This is a genomic window from Bacteroides sp. 1_1_30 (assembly GCF_020982715.1).
Classification (GTDB): Bacteria; Bacteroidota; Bacteroidia; order Bacteroidales; family Bacteroidaceae; genus Bacteroides; species Bacteroides xylanisolvens.
Genome location: NZ_JAJKHN010000175.1, coordinates 1 through 3,100, shown reverse-complemented (window position 1 = coordinate 3,100; position 3,100 = coordinate 1). Strand labels below are relative to the sequence as shown.

General features: G+C 51.0%; 6 protein-coding genes. All 6 read left to right on the top strand.

Annotated elements, in window-relative coordinates; translation table 11 throughout:
* Window positions 1-173 precede the first annotated feature (173 nt).
* Window positions 174-449, top strand: a complete 276-nt coding sequence (locus tag LPH68_RS25830; RefSeq protein ID WP_055235525.1) for a hypothetical protein — start codon at window positions 174-176, stop codon at window positions 447-449.
* A 20-nt stretch (window positions 450-469) separates the two neighbouring features.
* Window positions 470-790, top strand: a complete 321-nt coding sequence (locus tag LPH68_RS25825) for a helix-turn-helix domain-containing protein (RefSeq protein WP_004310981.1) — start codon at window positions 470-472, stop codon at window positions 788-790.
* 5 nt (window positions 791-795) lie between these two features.
* Window positions 796-2,040 carry a DUF4373 domain-containing protein gene (locus LPH68_RS25820; RefSeq protein WP_151936102.1) on the top strand — a complete coding sequence of 415 codons (1,245 nt, stop codon included), beginning with the start codon at window positions 796-798 and terminating at the stop codon, window positions 2,038-2,040.
* An 11-nt stretch (window positions 2,041-2,051) separates the two neighbouring features.
* The gene (locus tag LPH68_RS25815) at window positions 2,052-2,324 is read left to right on the top strand and encodes a hypothetical protein (protein ID WP_121960473.1); all 273 of its coding nucleotides are present in this window, start codon (window positions 2,052-2,054) and stop codon (window positions 2,322-2,324) included.
* Entirely contained in the window at window positions 2,321-2,590 is a 270-nt protein-coding gene (locus tag LPH68_RS25810; RefSeq protein ID WP_004310978.1) for a hypothetical protein, read from the top strand. Before LPH68_RS25815 ends, LPH68_RS25810 begins: the two co-directional genes overlap by 4 nt.
* A 303-nt stretch (window positions 2,591-2,893) precedes the next feature.
* On the top strand, window positions 2,894-3,100 hold a 207-nt coding region (locus LPH68_RS25805), incomplete at its 3' end, for a hypothetical protein (protein ID WP_204902011.1).

Genomic DNA, 3,100 nt, shown 5'->3' with positions numbered 1-3,100 from the left:
TAAGTACGGTTCGGGGGCAGGTAAACGAAAACCTACCGCTGTAAAGCGGAAAGGCGTTGTTTGCCGAGCCTACAGATTCTGGACACGAAAGTCATGGACGACATGGCGGCTCTCAAAGAATTGTACACCAGAAAGGAATCTCAAAAAACACCCGATAATAAAGCCGTAAACGGATGAAAACAACCGCAACCATCAGCCAGGAAGAACTGGAGCAGAAAGCTGTCGATAGCATGATAGCATACGAGAAGAACCTCATTTCCGGACAGGAAATGAAGGAAGCAGTCACCCGTGCGCTGCATCACTACGCCAACAGGGAAGGACACCGGGAAATCGTTCTGAAAGGGTGGATTATAAAAACCATCTACGCCCTCGACAGCAGCCAATTGAAAGACCTCGACCGGGTAGCTTTCACCTGCATGGATAAACGCCGGTTAACCCCTGATAATTAACTCACATAAAAAACAAAATCATGAAAACAGAAACCAACAGCATGAGAATCGTGAAACCTGAAAAGGAATCTGAAAAAGCAGTCGTGGAACCCCAAAAGGAGAAAGCCACCGGAAAACCGAAGTACAAACCCGTGGAACCCGTCACACTCGAAACTGTTCCGGAAGATGCCGTGTTCATCCGCTCCACGGATGTATGCAAATTGCTCAACATCAGCAACTCAACGTTAAGGAACATGCGTGCGGAGCACGCAATCCCATTCTACAAACTGGGTGGGATATTTCTCTACAGCAAAGAAGAAATCATGAATTACCTCGCATCCAATTACAGTAGAAGAATCTAGCGACAATGGCAAAAACAGGATTATCATATTATCAGGCGGAAACCGACCGCTTTCAAGACATCAAAGTGAAACGCCTGAAGAAGCGGTACGGCTGCGAAGGGTATGCAGTGTACCAGTATATCCAAAACGAGATATACCGGGTTGAAGGCTGCTATATCCGTTTCACAGACGACCAGCTTTTTGATGTTTCCGAATACTGGGGCATTGAAGAGGAGCGGGTAGAAAAGATCATTGAATATTGCACGGAAGTGGAATTGTTCGATACCATCACTTGGCATACGAATCATGTGCTTACTTCTGTGGATATTCAGCAGCGATACCTTGAAATCTGCCGGAGAGCCAAGAAAAAAATAGTACTGCCCGAAGACATACGGCTTGTCGAGATACAAGATGCGCCATCCGGCATGGATAGTGCGCCGTTACCTGCGCCACTACCTCTTTTCTCCGGTCAGGAAATCGAGACGAAAACGGGAGAAGCTGTTTATGGTTCTCCCCAAATAGATGCCCGGAGAGAGACTGCGGCCGGTACCGGAAAAGAGACTGCAACCGCTGCCGGAATATCTTCTGGCGCCATTATTCCGCAGAGTTCTGCGGAAACTCCGGAAACTCCGCGGAATTCTGCGGAAAAACGGCACAAAGAAAAGGAGAGTAAAGAAAATTCCCCCTCTATCCCCCGGACTATTCCGCCGGCAAGGGATGATGAGGATAAAGTTTCACTCTCACCGGACGGGAATAGGGGAAATGTTTCCGCAGAATCCTGCGGGAAACGTCCGGAACATGGTGGAGAATACCGTTTGAAGTTGCAGCGGCTGGGTGAAACGTGCTACAATCTGGGGTGTTCGAAGGGAGATGTCCGTAAGGTTCTGATGATAGAAAATATTGCCATGGACGACAGCCCGATATGGCAACTGATTGAAGAGTTGAAGGCGAGCGGCGGACGTTATTCGTTCACCGGAGACGTGTTGCCCGCCCTGTGGGGACTGGTGAAGACGGGACGCCTGCAGATGATGGAAGAACATACGGATGAAGTGAAAGAGGGCGTTCATAACGTCAGGCAGATGCTGTCGGGTATCGGCGTGCCGAGTTACGACATGGACGAACTATGCGAAGAGGCGAAAGGCAAAGAAGACGTCCTGCAGGAAGTGATACGGGAAATACGACGATCGAAAGGGCGGATTCTCTCGGTGAGCTGCTTCATCAGGTCACGGCTGAAAAAAGTGAAGAAAAACGAATTGCAAAAAACGGCGTAAGCCACACGGTTATGAGTGAAGATAAAAACAAGACGCCACTGTATTACCCCCGCAAAATGCGTACAGGGTGGTGCGTGGCGCACGAAGTGACAGCCGCGGGCGTCACTATCGAGAGATACGGAATACACTGCCAGACGTATGCGGAAGCATACCGGCGGGCGGAAGTGATGAACCGGAAACAAGAGGCGGAAGTGGAAGCGGGGCGCGCCGGGACAGAAGCCGGGGAAGTCACCGATTCGCTGGAACCGTCCGTCTCCGGAGAGAAAGGGGGTGGGTGGTCATGAGCGAAAAAGTAAGTACCATCACGCTACGGCTGACTGCCGAAGAAGCCGCCCAACTGGAGATACTCAAAGACATCATTGGGAAGAAGAGCGGGAGCGAAGCGATTAAATACGTCGTCAAGGAATACCCCCGTTTCTGTACCCACTACAAGCAGGAAGCGAAGGAACACGGAGAGCTGAAACGAAAGTACCGGGAGCAGGGCGAAGCCGTGCGGGGTTTTCTGTCGGCACTCGACAGGTTGGAGAAAGCGGGCAGGGAGAAAGAGTAGGGGAAACGATTGCTAGCAAAATACGCTCCGGAAGATCTTGGCCAATGAAAGATTTGCTAGCAGATGTTTCCGGATCGTGTGCTCGAGCTGCGTAAAAGTGCTAGCGGATTCTTCCGGATCGTGTGCTGCAGATCGGGAATAATGCTAGCAACTGTTTCATCCTGGAAGAATCCGGCTGTTGGATTCTGCTAGCGGATTCTTGTTCCCGGTTCGTTCCGGAGCAACTAATTTGCTAGCAATTAACGGGGATATCAGGTTGATGGAGCCGGGATCCCGACAGGTATGTGATAGCAAGTGAAGGTAATGGGCAAGTGCCGAACCAAGCGGATTACTTTCGCGAGCGGCTTATCGTCTGATTGCTCACCGTGTCGCCGTGTGGTTCGTGGCAATGCGTGCAGCGGGAATACCGCCGCCCACACAGCCCCGTCCCCCGCAGCAGCACTCCGTCAGTGTTTAATCGGAACATTCCTTCACCGGCAGCGTTTCTCGGACGTTCAGTGTTTCTGTGCA